This window comes from Brevibacillus sp. HB1.1, assembly GCF_013332445.1.
Classification (GTDB): Bacteria; Bacillota; Bacilli; order Brevibacillales; family Brevibacillaceae; genus Brevibacillus; species Brevibacillus porteri.
Map to the genome: position 1 here is coordinate 48,171 of NZ_JABMIV010000012.1, position 14,656 is coordinate 62,826.

The window sequence follows — 14,656 nt, forward strand, 5'->3', positions numbered from 1 at the left end:
TGTTTATAAACGTAAAAGTAGCTGGTATCCCGCATTTCACAGGAGCATATGTCTCTGGTACAGAATTAGCTCCGGACGCGCTTCGTACAGCAGGATTGATCGAGCAGTTGCAGCAGCGTGGCTTGGATGTGCAGGATGTAGGTAATCTGCATCTTCCCGATGATTTGCCGCGCCATAATATTCCACCGGTTCGTAATTGGCCGGCTCCTCGTATGCTTTGGGATGTGCTACAAAAGGACGCGCAAGAGTGGCTCGATACAGACGACTTTGTCTTGATGCTCGGCGGCGATTGCAGTTTGGTCGTTGCAACGGCGCAGGCTCATCGGGCTATTCATCAAGAGAATGCGTATCTGCTGGTGCTTGACGGTCATCTGGATGCAGTAGTGCCATCGGCTTCCCGCTGTATTGGGGCGGCAGGGATGGGATTATGGTTTTTGCTTCAGGATCACGGACAATGGATCGAACCAAGCGGCTGGGATGCAGAGCGAATCCGCCTTGTCGGCTGTCAGCAGATGCCTGGAGAGACATTTGGCGTAGAGGTCATGACCTTGGCCCAGCTCACAGAAGGAAGCATCGTGGAACGAGTTTCTCATCTGCTCCAATCGATCCCGCCTGATGCGAAAATCCTCGTTCATTTCGACGTAGATATCATGCACAAAGACGCGATGGCGGCTGCCTATTCGCCAAGTGAGATTGGATTGTCCCTGTCGGAAGTGGAGGCATTGCTGGCAACTGTCTTACGAGATTCACGCGTGACAAGTATGGAAGTAACGGAATTCTCAGGGGCAAGGGATACCACAGGCGAGTATGCGCGGAGACTGGTAGAGTTGCTCGCCCGGGTACTAGCTGCACGTGTTTAAAGTACTCCCATCCATGAAATAAATTTGATAGCAAGTGAGCTCGGTAATCCTGATTCGTTCAGGCTGTCGGGCTCTTTTTTTGCGTGCTCCTCGTGAACTGAACGATTGTTTCTCGTGAATATAGAGTGAATCTAGGAAAACAAGGAGTGGAGCAGTTATGAAAAAGATGGCATTAAGTGTGGCAGCATTGGCAGTCGTTGTATCAACGGGAATCCTCGTGTCCCCGGCGCTTTTCACAAATAGTCAGGCAACAGTGGTGAATGCAGCACCGTCTGTGAATACTAGCTTGTTTGTCTCGCAAAAGGCTGGAGATCCTGGAATTTTGCAAGCCGCTCAAAATGGATTTGCCCAGCCGCTTGATCTGAAAGTGACCGATCAAGGCTTTACCTTGGAAGCAAAAGAGGTTCTAGCAGACCCGCTGCGCATCAGTATCATCGCCGGGGTAAAAGACAAAGACGGCAAGACAACAGATGTGTATTGGGATAATTTCCACGCCCCCACCCATGAATATCAAGAAATCACGATCAAGGATAAAGCGGGCAAGGTTTTACATAGCTCATCCCCTAATCAAGTGTCGTGGAAAACAAACCAGATAGGGGATTACATCCTGTTTGAACATGAGCTCAGAAGCTATTTTGACGATGGGAACAAGCTGCCGAACGAGCTGGTCGTAGAGTTCCACATGAAAAAGATGGGCAGTACCAAAGGCAACTGGCAGCTGTCGGTACCCGTGAACTTGAAAAAAGCAAAGGCTGCGACGAAAACAGTGGCTGTCAATCAGTCCTATACCTCTGCCCAAGGATTTCAGTTCGATTTGCGAGAGATTACCTTTGCACCGAGTGGAACAGAAGTGGTGATTGATTCGAATAACAAGGACTTCAGCTATCAGCTTGTCAATGAAAAGGGAGTCGTCCTTGGCGCATGGGACTCTGCAGTTGCTATCCATGATGAGAGCATTCAGAAAAACGTAATCAATACGATGAAATGGCGCGAGTCTGCTCCAGTGGAAAAAGGGCTGCGACAATTTCATTACTTCCACGACCTGAAAGAATCGAATGGTCTAACCTTTAAGCTGCAAGCTGTTTATACAGAGGAAGAGCCAGGATTCAGCGTAAAACTGGACCCTGCCAGTGTGGGAGCAAAACCAGTTACGGCAGAAAAGAATGGGACTCGCTTCACGTTTCACAAGGTATCTAAGGGAAGCAGAGAGGATCGCCACAACATCGAATTTGAGGGGACGCTAGCGGAAGGAGTTGTGGGGATCTTCCCGTTTGATACATGGTACGTGACGGACGAAAAGGGCAAAAAGTACAGTGCGGTATACCATGTCGAGGAATCCGCCAATCAAAATGGAAGGATGAAAGTAAGCGGGAATTTGGAAATCGAGGAGATGAAATCCTTGCCGAAGCAAATGACGATCACCTTTGACAGTATGTTGAAGGAGCATCGCGATGTGAACATTGAAGTACCTCTTTTGACAGGAAAATAAGATTTTTTTAAAAACAGGAGAAAGGATTTTCCAGCAAATTCGTATTAGTGGTGAATCACCCAAAACGGAAGCTGCGCAGCATTCCCCAAAGGCTGATCGGTTATAGATGGAGGAGTAGTAAAAATGCCGGACGATCGGGAATTGATCGAGCAAATCCTGGCTGGCAATCATCAGTTGTACAGTCAGATTATCGACAGGTACAAGGGTAAGATCGTTACTTACTTGTACAAAATCATCGGTAACATGCCGGATGCACAGGATTTGGCTCAAGACGTGTTTACCAAAACCTTTTACCAATTGAAAGACTATCGGCCTGAGCACAAGTTTTCTTCATGGCTGTATCGAATCGCGAGCAATCACTGTCTCGATGAAATGAGAAGACGCAAAAGGACAGAGCAGACGGCAATCGTGGAGGAACAGATCATTGATCCAGAGACACCAGAGACCGCCCTGTTAAAAAAGGAACGGGACGCCCATCTGGAACGAAGTATCATGCAACTGGATGAGGAGTATCGCGAGGTATTTGTCCTGCACTACTTGCAGCGTCTGTCGTATCGGGAAATCAGCAAGCGATTGTCTCTTACGGAGAGCGCTGTTCAAATGCGCTTGTTCCGTGCCCGTAAAGAGCTGAAGAAAAGCCTGACGAAAACAATGGGAGGGGGAGATGTTTATGACATGCTTCATGTTTAATCAATGGAAGCTCTATGAAAATGGCGAGCTCTCCCCTTCCGAAAGCAAAGGATTAGAGCAGCACGCAGAACAATGCCCACAATGCCAAAGAAAGCTGCAAGAGTGGGTAGATCACATGCTGGAAGAGGAATTTTCCACCTATCCGGAAGTTCCTGTACCCGATACGTTTACGAACGAGGTCATGAGTAAACTGTTCGAAGCGATTCCCACACGTACGGCACGGAAGCACTCCTCCCGAACCAGAAGACAAAGGGGCTGGGATATTGTGAAGAAGACAGGATTGGTAGTAGCAGGACTTACGGCGTTAGTAGTGACAGGAACCGTTGTATCACCGACGTTTGCGAATTATGTGAATAGCTTGTTCCAGATTGAAAAGGATGCGGATAGTGGCATGAAAAATGCCGTCCATAAAGGCCTTGTCCAAAAGCTGGAGCAAAAGGTAACGGATCAAGGAATTACTTTCGAAGCAAAAGAGCTGATGGCTGACTCGATGCGGATTGCGGTCATCTATGATGTGTACGACCAGTCCGGCAAACAGATTGATGAAGAAGACCATATTATGGAGGTTCAATTGATTGATTCAACCGGAAAGGATTGGTTGGAAAAGGTCGGAAAGAGGGATCGAGAAAGTAAGCATGGACAGTTTTTCATCACAGAGCTTCTTTTGAACAATATTTTTGAATCTGTTGAGGCTACTCCGGACCAACTGACTTTACAATTAAAACAGGTAGAACTCGCAGAAAAACCAGGAAAATGGGCATTGGAAATTCCCATTGATATGAAGAAAGCCAAGGAAGCGACCAAAACAGTTGCTTTCAAGGATACCGTATTTCGATCACCACTGGGACTCAATATTGAAATGAAAAAAGTCGAATTTTCCCCAAGTGCTACGCGGGTCATGCTAGATACAACCATCCCAGAATCAGCTTATGTAGAGAGTCAACGGACAGTGATTCAATACGATAAGGATCATCCGAAAGGCATTAATACCACGCAAAAAAGACGTGAACCTGCTTTTTCGGGAGAGGGTATTGCGTACGAAGTTACCAACGAAAAAGGTGAGGTTGTAGCAGCTTGGGATATGAACTTATTGGATGAAGGACTTAGGGAAGTAAAAAATATACTTCCGGTATCTGGAACTTTCGGCAAAGAAGAAGGCGATGTTATGAAGTGGTGGCATACATTTGCCCCAATACAGGGTGAACAAAAATTAAAGCTTCAGCTCAAAAAAATATACGAGCAAAAACTGGCTTCGTCTAAATTCGATCTGGTTCCAACAGAACGAAACAAGAAAGCAGCCACATTCAAGGATGAGTCAGGCAGTACCTTTACGTTTTCTTCTTTTGCATGGGAGCCCGGTAAAGACGTGGAACCAGGTAAAGCTGTGGTGACAGTAGAGGGTACGTTAGGAAAAGACGTAGTCGAAACCAACTTTTGGTCTGCAAAGGATGAACATGGGAGCTCCTACCAAGCGGACTTGGATGCAGAATACAATAGAGACAAAGACGGACGCGTACACTTCAAAGGCACGTTGGAGATTCCGCGCATGGAGCAACAACCGAAAAATCTCTCTGTATCTTTTACTGAATATACGGTGGAACACGACGTGAATTGGGAAGTACCGATTGAAATCAAATAGATGAAAGACAGACAGGGGAAGAGGGCTGACAGAGGCCTCTTCTTTTTTTATTTGAATAACTGATTCTAGAATTTTTTAAAAGTAGAGAAAGGTTTTCCTATTTATACCGTATTAGCTTATGATTCAACCAAAACGGAAGCTGCGCAGCATTCCCCGCTGGCTTGATCTGTGATAGATGGAGGAGTAGCAAAATGCCGGACGATCAGGAACTAATCGAGCAAATCCTGGCTGGCGATCATGAGCAGTACAGACAAATTGTCGACAGATACAAGGGCAAGATTGTCGGCTATTTGTACAGGATGATCGGCAACATGCAAGACGCACAGGATTTGGCTCAAGACGTGTTTATCAAAACCTTTTATCGTTTGCACGACTATCGGCCTGAGTATAGGTTTTCTTCATGGCTGTATCGAATTGCGAGCAATCATTGTTTCGATGAAATGAGAAAACGCAAACGAACAGAGCAGGTAGAAATCGATGAGGAGCAGCTAATTGACCCAGACACGCCTGAGTCGACTTTGTTGAAAAAGGAGCGGGACGCCGAACTGGAGCGCAGCATCATGCTGCTGGATGAGGAGTATCGGGAGGTATTCGTCCTGTTTTACCTACAGCGACTGTCGTATAGGGAAATCAGCGAGCGACTGTCCTACTCGGAGAGCTCCGTTCAGATGCGTTTATTCCGCGCCCGCAAAAAGATGAAGGACAGCCTGACGAAAACGATGGGAGGGGGAGCTATTTATGAAATGCTTCATGTTTAATCAATGGAAGCTATACGTAAACGATGAGCTTGCCCCTGCCGAGAGCAAAGGATTGGAGCAACATGTGGAAAATTGTCCACAATGCCAGAAGAACCTGCAAGAATGGGGAGAAGGCATGCAGGATGAGGATTTTTCCACCGTTTTGGAGGCTCCTGTACCCGATACGTTTACAGATGAGGTCATGGATAAGCTGTCTGATGCAGTTCCTGCACGTTCTAGGAGAAAGCGCTCCTCCCGAACCAGAAGACAAAGGGGTTGGGATATTGTGAAGAAGACGGGATTGGTAGTAGCAGGACTTACGGCATTGGTGGTAACAGGAACCGTTGTATCACCGACATTTGCGAATTATGTGAATAGCTTGTTCCAGATTGAGAAGGATGCGGATAGCGGTATGATAAACGCCGTCCATAAAGGTCTTGTTCAAAAGCTGGAGCAAAAGGCAACCGATCAAGGAATTACTGTCGAGTTAAAAGAGCTGTTGGCTGACTCGATGAGGATCGCAGTCATCTATGATGTATATGACCAGAGCGGCAAGAAGATAGAAAACCATATTTTGAATGCGAAGCTGATGGATCAGAACGGGAAGAATTGGTTCGAGGATGATGAAGGAGATAATTGGGGAAGTCATGGAGAGTTTTTCATCACAGAGCGATATTTGAATGAAATCTTCGAATCATCTGAGGCTATTCCCGACAAACTGACCTTACATTTAGAACAGACAGAAATCGCAGGTAAGACAGGAAAATGGTCATTGGAAATTCCGATCGATATGAAGAAAGCCAAGGAAGCGACGAAAACGGTTGCCTTCAAGGATACTGTTTTTAAATCGCCGCAAGGGCTCGGGATTGAGCTGAAAAATATCGAATTTTCCCCGAGTGCGACACGGGTCATGCTGGATACCACTTTCCCAAAATCAGCTTATTTGGACGTTGAACGAACGTCGATCCTGTACGATCAGAAAAATCCGCGAGGCTCCATTATCACAGAAAAAGAGCGTGATCCTGCTTTTTCGGGAGAGAATATGATGTACGAAATCACCAATGAAAAAGGGGAAGTGGTAGCAGCTTGGGATATGAAATCATTGGATGATGGGCTTGATAACAAGGAGAATGTTCTTTTCACACCGAGAACAGAAGAAGAAGCGGAAGAAGGACCAGAAGGCGATGTCTTGAATTGGTGGCATACATTTGGCCCGATACAGGGAGAACAAAAATTAAAGCTTGAGCTTCAGAAGATTTATGAGAAAAAACTGGCATCGCCTAAATTTGATCTGGTTCCAACAGAACTAGACAAGAAAGCTGCGACTTTCAAGGATGAGACAACAGGCAGTACCTTTACATTCTCTTCTTTTGCATGGGAGCCAGGTAACGGCGAAGATCTAGGTGAGGCCGTAATGACCATAGAGGGTACATTAGGAAAAGGCATAGTTGAGAACCACGATTGGTTTGTAAAGGATGAAAATGGGAAGGCTTACTCTGCGGGAGTGAGTACGGAAAGCACCAGAGACAAGGACGGACGGGTACAGATCAAAGGCAAGATCACCATCCCACGCTTGAAGCAAGAACCGAAAAAGCTCACGGTATCCTATGCTACCTATATGGTGGAACATGACGTGAAGTGGGAAGTACCTTTTGAAATCAAATAGTTCAAAGAAAAAGAAGAGGCCGACAGTGGCCTCTTCTTTTTCATCACAGGAGCTGGTTTTTATGATTTGTGTACGTAAGGCCCCAACTGCTGACGAGTAAAGGTATAACGCGAATTTTCGTCCTTCAGCCACATATTCCCCTTCACAATGAGAATGTACACCGCAACGATGAAGTAGCCCGTTCCGATGATCCAGTCTGACGTGGTTACCATGCCAGTGGAGATGATATGCCGGATATACCATACCCCGATCGGGATGTGGAAGAAAATCACGGCGAACAAGCCCGGATTGTAGAGCGTTTTCGCTTTTAGATTCGCAAAAATTCCATGCCAGATAAACTGGAAGAAGCCCATGAGAATCGGTGCCAAGCCGAGCCAGACGACCGTCGGGAAGAAGAGGGGAACTAGATAAAAGATATAGGCAATGACGAGGTTGATGATCATCGCAGACTGTGGATTCAGCGGGTATCGTTCTGGATGGCTGCTTTTGAAAATCAAACCATTAAACAGTCCGGCAAAATATCCCGGCCAACGGTACTCTTCATACTGATGCACAAGGATGGCGATGAAGCTTAGCCACAACAGCCGCTCAATAGCAGGAATGGTGCTCCATTGAATCATCAAATACAGACCAACGCCAATTGCCACTAACAGACCGAGATCAGACCAATATTTTCGCAAAAAGTCCATCTGTCTCTCCCCCTATTTCCTATTTTTCATGAAAATAGCGTGCGAATAACAAATCAATCTGTTGTTCTACGGAAGCGACCTCGATGCCAGCGCCAGTAGACAATATCGACTTGAGCAAGGCTGGCAGAAAAATCGCTCCAAACAGCTGCATGATCATCATCATGAGAACTTCGTGGTTTTCTTCGTGGGTCATTTCCTTCAAAACTCCCTCAATCTTCACAAACCCGATGCTTTTTAGGAATTGGCCGTACTCATATTGCGAGGTAAATACAGCTCCGCCCAGCGAAAAGATTCGGGAAACCAGCTCGGGATATTGCTGGATGATCTGCACGTAGCTCATGAAAAACTGCTTGAGTCGTTCTTGGGGAAGCAGAGATGTGTTTTCCAAGATATCAAATGTGGCTGTAAAGCTTCCTAAAAATGCACTGAGGGCTTCATTAATGAGCTTATCCTTGGAACCGAAATAGTAGTTAACCAAAGCTACGTTAGTACCAGAGTCGGCTGCGATTTTCCGCACCGTCACACTCTCGAAGCCCTCCATCTTGATCAAATCCAGTGTCGACTGCAAAATTTTCGCTTTCGTTTCGCTGTTTTTATCTACCTGTGACATGACCAACCTCCTTTTTATTGGAAGCAAAACGTTTGTGTTAAACGATGTTTTAAACATTGTTTAATTGAATAGTATCACTTTCCAACTGAGAAGACAATGATTTCTTGGCACATCAGCGGAGCTTTTCGCGTATACCTAATAGGCAATGGGAAAGAGGTGACCACATATGAGCGGATGGCTCGCACTCCTGCTCGTTTCCCTGGCCATCAGCATGGACAGTGTCAGTGTAGGATTGACGTATGGTTTACGGAACATGAGAATGCCCTTTTTGTCGCTCGTCGTCGTTTCCGGTTGTTCGTTTGCTGTTGTATATGGTGTCATGCTTGTAGGCTCATCCCTCACCGAATGGTTAACCCCCGAGATCGGCAAGTATATTGGTGCCGCGGTCTTGATCCTCATGGGTTTGTTTACACTGTGGCGGCTCATTGCGACACGTTCGGGGACAGAGGCTCAGGAGTCTACTGCTGCGAGCAGCGGTGCCGTTGTAGCCGCAGAAAAACAGGAAGAGCAGGAACCCATCGTATTATTGTCGCAGTTCCGCATTTTTGGTGTCATGATTCAGATTTTAAAAGACCCCTCCAAAGCCGACGCTGACCGCTCTGGGCATATTATGGGCTGGGAGGCCGTCATGTTGGGGCTTGCCCTGTCTTTGGATGCTTTCGGGGCAGGCATCAGCCTTACGTTTTTGGGATACTCGCCACTGCTCGTCGCTCTCTGTATCGCGGTGATGAGTGCCTTGCTTCTTGTGGTAGGAATTGCCCTCGGCAGGCGCGCAGGAAAAGCCAGCTGGTTGACGCGACTCACCTGGCTGCCGCCGATTTTGTTGATTTGCATTGGTGTAGCCAAAAGCTTGAAATAACCGACAAACCAATCACAAACCCGTCCAGATAAATGGACGGGTTGTTTTATTTTCTAGCTCGTCTGCATACACATGAAAAGGAGTGAGATGTGGATGGAGGAGATGTAGGTGGATACACAGCCAATTCGAAAATGGTACACGCTGGCGGCGGCCGACGTGACCGAAGCCCTTCATAGTGATGCTGCGCAAGGGTTGACTCAGCAGGAGGCGGAGCGGCGACTGGCTAAACAAGGTGCCAACCAGTTGGCTGAACAAAAGCGAAAGCCTCTCTACTCGGTCTTTGTTGATCAGTTCAAGGATTTTATGGTACTCATCCTGTTCATCGCAACACTGATCTCATACTTCCTCGGAGAGTACCTGGATGCGATTGCGATTATCGCGATCATCCTCATTAACGGTATCCTCGGTTTTATTCAGGAGGCCAAGGCTGAGCGATCCTTGCAAGCGCTGAAGGAGCTGGCATCCCCGATGGCGCGCGTTATCCGGGGCGGGCATATTTCCATGATACCGGCTTCGCGGCTGGTACCTGGTGATCTGGTGCAATTGGAGGCCGGGGATCGTGTTCCCGCAGATTTGCGTTTGCTTTCGGCCAATCGGCTAGAGGTGGAGGAGTCTGCGTTGACAGGGGAGTCTGTCCCCGTCGGTAAAAACGTGAAAAGACTGGAGACAGCCCAGGCATCTACTGTACCGCTTGGCGACCAAAAAAACCTCGCGTTCATGGGCACGATGGTGACCGGAGGAACAGGGAGCGGCCTCGTTGTAGCGACAGGGATGAGCACGGAAATTGGGAAAATCGCGCACTTGATGAATACAGCGGAAGAAGCAGAAACCCCTTTGCAGCTACGATTGGAGCAAATGGGCAAAATTCTGGTGGTCGTTGCACTGCTGTTGACCATTGTGGTCATCGCTGCTGGTGTCTGGCATGGTCATGAGCTATTTACGATGTTCCTCGCCGGGGTGAGTCTCGCAGTGGCGGCGATTCCGGAAGGCTTGCCGGCGATTGTGACTGTCGCGCTAGCGCTTGGCGTCCAGCGTATGATCCGGCGCAATGCGATCGTACGCAAGCTCCCATCAGTCGAGACATTGGGCTGCGCCTCTGTCATTTGCTCTGATAAAACAGGCACCCTGACTCAAAATAAAATGACCGTTACGCAAGTGTGGCACAGCGATTCCACGTATGAAGTGAGCGGTAGCGGCTACGCACCAGAGGGAGCCTTTCACTATCTAGGGAAGATGGTATCTCCCGCCCGTGACGGAGCGCTCTCGCAAATGATCCGAATCGCAGACCGATGCAACAACGCCCGATTGACATGCGAGGAGCAAAGCACGCGCAATTTGCTTGGAATGGGCAAGACGTCACGCTTTTGGCAAGTCGTAGGCGACCCGACAGAAGGTGCTCTCAAGGTGCTTTCCGCGAAGGCATTGGGCGGCAATACAGAGCGTAGCAACCAGAAGAATCAGGGACAGCGTGTGGAGGAGCTCCCCTTTGATTCTGACCGCAAAATGATGTCGGTCGTTGAAAAGGGGACGGACGGTGTGTATTCCCTGCTGACCAAAGGCGCAGCGGAGGCATTGCTGGCGAGATCGACACACGTTTTGTGGAAGGGAGAGCTCATTCCACTCTCTGCGACGCTTCGCCACCAAGTACTGGAGCAAACGGAAAGGATGGCAGGCAAAGCGCTGCGTGTACTGGGCTTCGCGTATAAGACACTGCAAGGCTATCGCCCGGGACAGCCGATCGGCACCCTGGAAAACAATCTCGTCTTTGTCGGATTGGCCGGGATGATCGATCCACCACGTGAAGAGGTGCGTCCAGCGATCAATCTGTGCCATCAAGCAGGAATCAAGACGGTCATGATTACAGGCGACCACAAGGTAACAGCAGAGGCAATCGCCCGGCAGATTGGCTTGATGCGTGGCTACGGAGAGGTGCTGGAGGGACGTGAACTGGACAACATGTCAGATGAGCAGCTCGCAGAGTATGCGGAGCGAGTGACTGTCTATGCCCGTGTATCCCCTGAGCACAAGCTGCGGATCGTCCGTGCCCTGCAAAGCCAAGGCCATGTTGTTGCCATGACCGGAGATGGTGTCAATGATGCTCCTGCGATCAAGACCTCAGACATTGGGATCGCGATGGGGATTACCGGTACAGATGTGACGAAGGAAGCGGCCGACCTCGTGCTCCGCGACGATAACTTCGCCACGATTGTCGCCGCCGTCGAGGAAGGGCGTAACATCTATGACAACATTCGAAAATTCATCCGTTATTTGCTGGCGTCCAACGTAGGCGAAATTCTCGTTATGTTTTTTGCAATGCTCCTCGGGCTTCCTTTACCTTTGGTTCCGATCCAGATCTTGTGGGTCAATCTCGTGACAGATGGTTTACCGGCCATGGCGCTGGGCGTCGATCAGGCGGAGAAAGATACGATGTATCAGAAGCCGCGCAACAAGGCAGAGAACATATTCAGCCGGGGGTTGGGCTGGAAAATTATTAGCCGTGGCTTCCTCATCGGGGCCATGACGCTCTTGGCCTTCTGGCTGACTCTCAAAGAGAATCCGAATGACTTGGTGCATGCCCAAACTGTCGCTTTCGTCACGTTGGTTATGGCGCAGCTGATTCACGTTTTCGATTGCCGGAGTCAATACAGCGTTTTTCACCGCAATGTATTTGAAAACAAATATCTCGTCTGGGCCGTACTTTCGTCGATCGTGCTCGTGATCGGTGTCGTATACATGGAGACACTCCAGCCGATCTTCAAAACAACGGATCTGAATCTGCGGGATTGGGCATTAATTTTAGTCGCGGCGGGAGTTCCTACGTTTGTCGCGGGAATCGGTGGGGTGCTTACCAGCGGCAGACAGCGCACAAGCAAAGAGAAACGCCCAGCTATGCGTACGGTTCGTCCTGACTAACCGAGCCGCCAAAGGGGAGAGGAAGCCATTGTGCGCTTGAGAAGGGGAGGATGGAAAAGACGTAGAAGGAAAATTTTCGCTGGGATCCTGCTGATCATGGTGGTATTGATCGTTTTGTTTATCGTTGTGGAACGCAGGGTAGAGCCGACGTTGATGTTGATTGCCCAGGCCAAGGCAGAGCAGGTCGCCAAGCTCGCTATTACCGATGCAGTCACCAAACGCATGTCCCAGCAGGGTCTCGACGTCAACGAAGTTGTCATTATGGAGAAAGACGAGAATGGCAGCATCAAAGCGGTGAATTTTAATTTCAAAGAGTACTCCCGGATTGTGGGAGAAACGACAGCCCGTATTCAAAATCGCTTGAAGGAATTCGAGCAGGAGCACGTCCGCACAACCATACCACTAGGCTTGGCTACCAAAAACGTCTTTCTGGAGCACTTTGGGCCTGATATCCCGGTGTCGTTCGTTCCGATTGGAGCCGTCAAAACGAAGCTGGAAACAGGCCTGAAGCAAGCCGGGATCAACATGGTGCTGGTGACTGTCTACATTCACGTCGAGGTCGATTTGCGGGTCATAATCCCGTTTGCGACCAAGCAACAGACGGTCACCACACAAATCCCGGTCTCCGAAGCCCTGATCGTCGGCAAGGTACCGACTTATTTGTACGATAACCCGTCAGGCAAGCCCGATGTGCCGATGCCACGAAACAACCAAATCCCAAGCCAGCCGTGATGTTTTTCGCTTATACGCGAACGATTTACACATCTATGAAAAATTTATTGAAACGTTTCTGAAATGGTGCCGTCCAATGAATAGAGACACACAAAAACAAGCAAGAACATTGGAGGCGTAAACAACATGAAAACAATCCGTACAGGCATGATGACAATCGCGGCACTGGCCGTTTTGGGAACTAGCGTGGTATCTGCAACCTCCGAACCAGTAAAAGAACTTTCCGTTAACATTAACGGTCAAGCAATCGCACAAGATGCGATCTTCGATAAAGGTCAACAAACCGTACTGGTTCCACTTCGTCCCGTTGCTGAAGCCCTTGGCTTCAAAGTAAGCTGGAACGACAAGGAAAAAGCAGCAGAAGTGCAAAGAGGCGCGATCACCAGCTACGCAAAAGAAGGAGAGGATCGCTATCCTTTCGCAAAAATGTACAAAACATTGGGAGCGGAGCCGCGTGTACTGAATGGCAGTACATATGTGCCAGTTAAATTCGTAGACGAAATCCTACAAGCAGAAGTGAATGTAACCGATGATGCAGTAACTGTAGTGGAAGACGAAATCGCTCCTATGCGTACAGGTACCATTACTAACATCAGCAAATCCGACAAAGGCTACTCGGTTACACTGAACATTTACGAGTCTGGCATCATCCTGCACCTGACGGAAGATACGAAAATCACGGATGAAGCAGGTAAAGTACTGAAGCCAGAAGACTTGAAGCTGGGTATGGCTGTAGATGCTACTACCGAAAAATTCATGGCGATGAGCATGCCGCCACAAACGAGTGTGCTCAGCATCACGGTAAAGGGCGGCCTGGAGACTCAGGACATCCTGGCAACAGCGGGAAAAGTAGCGAGCATCTCTGCTGATAAAGATGGCAACTACAAAATGCTCGTAGAGGGTCGCGGTATTACCGAAACCTCCCAAGAAAAAATCAACCTGAACATTACCGAGAAAACGGTTATCATCAATGCACGAGACAACAAAGTACTCTCGCCTGCAGATCTGAAAGAAGATATGCAAGTAGTTGCCTTCTACGGCCCAATGATGACAAAGAGCCTGCCGCCTATCGGCACTGCTGAAAAAATCGTAGTAGAATAAGAGAAAGAACGGGATGGCATTTGCTATCCCGTTTTTTGCGTTCATGACTAGATCGGGTATTTCATACAGATGACGCGACCGAGTTTTTCCGTCTCTCTTTCCTCGTAGACAACAAAACCGTATCTCTCGTAAAAAGGTACGACCCGGCTATTCTTCTCCAAAACGGCCAGATGCAGAGAGGTGTAGCCGTTTTCCCGGTACCAGGCGATTAACGTATTCAGGAATTCTTTAGCGTAACCATGGTTTTGGTAAGCATTGTGCAGCATGATGAGACCTAGCCAAGGGTGGCCATCTCGCGGATTACACAAAATGAACTGGGCGATCCCGATGATCTCGGTACCATGGACTTCTCTTATCGAAAAGCTGTAGGAGTCCGCAAACGCCAGATTATCTTGATGGTCATCTGCTATTGTCTGTAAAGTGACGACCCGTTGTCCAAAGGCAAACTCCATATAATCGGGGTTTGAATTGTACACCGTCAGCAGCTCGGGGAAATCGTGTTCCGTGACGGGCTGAAACACCAATCGAGCGCTATGGGCTGGGAAGGGAGTAGTGCTTGGCATGTCAAAAGCTCCTTTCAGTATATTTTATATTCATCTAATTAGATGATATTCTAATTTAATAAAATGTCAATTCGAATGATGATAAGGGAATTCCCTGATACACTTTCT

At 48.3% G+C, this 14,656-nt stretch carries 13 protein-coding genes; 10 read left to right on the forward strand and 3 right to left on the reverse strand.

All coding sequences use genetic code 11. The annotated features are described in order from the left end of the window. Positions 1–5 precede the first annotated feature (5 nt). The 6 genes from HPY27_RS24895 to HPY27_RS24920 all read left to right on the forward strand — a co-directional run bounded on the left by HPY27_RS24895 (position 6) and on the right by HPY27_RS24920 (position 7,081). Complete coding sequence (locus HPY27_RS24895) at positions 6–860, forward strand: arginase family protein (RefSeq protein WP_173624145.1); 855 nt, start codon at positions 6–8, stop codon at positions 858–860. Positions 861–1,017: 157 nt separating this feature from the next. Continuing rightward, on the forward strand, positions 1,018–2,349 hold the full coding sequence (locus tag HPY27_RS24900; RefSeq protein ID WP_174226244.1) for a DUF4179 domain-containing protein: 1,332 nt from the start codon (positions 1,018–1,020) through the stop codon (positions 2,347–2,349). 123 nt (positions 2,350–2,472) lie between these two features. Next, positions 2,473–3,039 (forward strand): RNA polymerase sigma factor, encoded by a 567-nt coding sequence (locus tag HPY27_RS24905; RefSeq protein ID WP_174226245.1) that lies wholly within the window; start codon positions 2,473–2,475, stop codon positions 3,037–3,039. Beyond that, positions 3,020–4,678 carry a DUF4179 domain-containing protein gene (locus HPY27_RS24910; protein ID WP_174226246.1) on the forward strand — a complete coding sequence of 553 codons (1,659 nt, stop codon included), beginning with the start codon at positions 3,020–3,022 and terminating at the stop codon, positions 4,676–4,678. The genes HPY27_RS24905 and HPY27_RS24910 overlap by 20 nt, the downstream gene beginning before the upstream one ends. Positions 4,679–4,869: 191 nt before the next feature. Beyond that, the gene (locus HPY27_RS24915; RefSeq protein ID WP_174226247.1) at positions 4,870–5,436 is read left to right on the forward strand and encodes an RNA polymerase sigma factor; all 567 of its coding nucleotides are present in this window, start codon (positions 4,870–4,872) and stop codon (positions 5,434–5,436) included. Beyond that, positions 5,417–7,081, forward strand: coding sequence for a DUF4179 domain-containing protein (locus HPY27_RS24920; protein ID WP_174226248.1), 1,665 nt, complete (start codon positions 5,417–5,419; stop codon positions 7,079–7,081). Before HPY27_RS24915 ends, HPY27_RS24920 begins: the two co-directional genes overlap by 20 nt. Before the next feature lie 59 nt (positions 7,082–7,140). On the opposite strand, the gene HPY27_RS24925 is transcribed toward HPY27_RS24920, so the two are convergent. Together HPY27_RS24925 and HPY27_RS24930 are read right to left on the reverse strand one after the other, a co-directional pair. Then, entirely contained in the window at positions 7,141–7,770 is a 630-nt protein-coding gene (locus tag HPY27_RS24925; protein WP_174226249.1) for an HXXEE domain-containing protein, read from the reverse strand. A gap of 19 nt (positions 7,771–7,789) precedes the next feature. Then, complete coding sequence (locus tag HPY27_RS24930) at positions 7,790–8,380, reverse strand: TetR/AcrR family transcriptional regulator (protein ID WP_017247192.1); 591 nt, start codon at positions 8,378–8,380, stop codon at positions 7,790–7,792. 166 nt (positions 8,381–8,546) lie between these two features. Between HPY27_RS24930 and ytaF the strand changes: the two genes are divergently transcribed. The 4 genes from ytaF to HPY27_RS24950 all read left to right on the forward strand — a co-directional run bounded on the left by ytaF (position 8,547) and on the right by HPY27_RS24950 (position 13,985). Beyond that, a complete protein-coding gene (gene ytaF, locus HPY27_RS24935) occupies positions 8,547–9,239 on the forward strand; it encodes a sporulation membrane protein YtaF (RefSeq protein ID WP_017247193.1) in 693 nt (230 codons plus the stop codon). Positions 9,240–9,347: 108 nt separating this feature from the next. Continuing rightward, entirely contained in the window at positions 9,348–12,152 is a 2,805-nt protein-coding gene (locus HPY27_RS24940) for a calcium-translocating P-type ATPase, SERCA-type (protein WP_017247194.1), read from the forward strand. 30 nt (positions 12,153–12,182) lie between these two features. Continuing rightward, positions 12,183–12,884 (forward strand): sporulation protein YunB, encoded by a 702-nt coding sequence (gene yunB, locus HPY27_RS24945; RefSeq protein WP_017247195.1) that lies wholly within the window; start codon positions 12,183–12,185, stop codon positions 12,882–12,884. A 126-nt stretch (positions 12,885–13,010) separates the two neighbouring features. After that, the gene (locus HPY27_RS24950) at positions 13,011–13,985 is read left to right on the forward strand and encodes a copper amine oxidase N-terminal domain-containing protein (protein WP_017247196.1); all 975 of its coding nucleotides are present in this window, start codon (positions 13,011–13,013) and stop codon (positions 13,983–13,985) included. 47 nt (positions 13,986–14,032) lie between these two features. Here the strand turns inward: HPY27_RS24950 and HPY27_RS24955 are convergent, their stop codons facing one another. Then, the gene (locus HPY27_RS24955) at positions 14,033–14,548 is read right to left on the reverse strand and encodes a GNAT family N-acetyltransferase (protein WP_017247197.1); all 516 of its coding nucleotides are present in this window, start codon (positions 14,546–14,548) and stop codon (positions 14,033–14,035) included. Positions 14,549–14,656: the final 108 nt, after the last annotated feature.

Coding starts and splice junctions, on each gene's coding strand:
- HPY27_RS24900 (WP_174226244.1), top strand. CDS start 1,018: ATGAAAAAGATGGCATTAAGTGTGGCAGCATTGGCAGTCGTTGTATCA.
- HPY27_RS24905 (WP_174226245.1), top strand. CDS start 2,473: ATGCCGGACGATCGGGAATTGATCGAGCAAATCCTGGCTGGCAATCAT.
- HPY27_RS24910 (WP_174226246.1), top strand. CDS start 3,020: ATGACATGCTTCATGTTTAATCAATGGAAGCTCTATGAAAATGGCGAG.
- HPY27_RS24915 (WP_174226247.1), top strand. CDS start 4,870: ATGCCGGACGATCAGGAACTAATCGAGCAAATCCTGGCTGGCGATCAT.
- HPY27_RS24920 (WP_174226248.1), top strand. CDS start 5,417: ATGAAATGCTTCATGTTTAATCAATGGAAGCTATACGTAAACGATGAG.
- HPY27_RS24925 (WP_174226249.1), bottom strand. CDS start 7,770: ATGGACTTTTTGCGAAAATATTGGTCTGATCTCGGTCTGTTAGTGGCA.
- HPY27_RS24930 (WP_017247192.1), bottom strand. CDS start 8,380: ATGTCACAGGTAGATAAAAACAGCGAAACGAAAGCGAAAATTTTGCAG.
- ytaF (WP_017247193.1), top strand. CDS start 8,547: ATGAGCGGATGGCTCGCACTCCTGCTCGTTTCCCTGGCCATCAGCATG.
- HPY27_RS24950 (WP_017247196.1), top strand. CDS start 13,011: ATGAAAACAATCCGTACAGGCATGATGACAATCGCGGCACTGGCCGTT.
- HPY27_RS24955 (WP_017247197.1), bottom strand. CDS start 14,548: ATGCCAAGCACTACTCCCTTCCCAGCCCATAGCGCTCGATTGGTGTTT.